The organism is Bacillus cereus group sp. Bce019 (assembly GCF_051781745.1).
GTDB classification, from domain to species: Bacteria; Bacillota; Bacilli; order Bacillales; family Bacillaceae_G; genus Bacillus_A; species Bacillus_A cereus.
This window is the reverse complement of the sequence record NZ_JBPWJX010000163.1, coordinates 1-267: the sequence shown is the minus strand read 5'-3', so window position 1 is coordinate 267 and position 267 is coordinate 1. Positions and strand designations below refer to the sequence as shown.

Below are 267 nucleotides of genomic sequence, written 5' to 3'. Positions count from 1 at the left end.
AGCGAATTTGAGTAAATGCGGCGGTCACCACTATTACCATTTTCTCGTACAGTAGCCTCTGCAACTGGCTTGGTATTGGTAAAACTAAGAGTATCGTCACCCTCAATTTTTAGAATTGAAACACTAGCCTGCATTAAATTCTGGTCGCTATAAAATGTGTTATAACCTACAGCGTAAATATTACCGTCTTTGACCATAACATCTCGCAGACTACCTTGAGCTAGGCGATTATTATGATTGGCATTATTGCTTGGCCAAGGGATTTCC

General features: G+C 40.4%; 1 protein-coding gene. It reads right to left on the bottom strand.

Annotated elements, in window-relative coordinates:
• A partial coding sequence (locus ACS2QP_RS27855) for a hypothetical protein (protein WP_438883082.1) occupies positions 1-267 on the bottom strand: 267 nt, incomplete at both ends.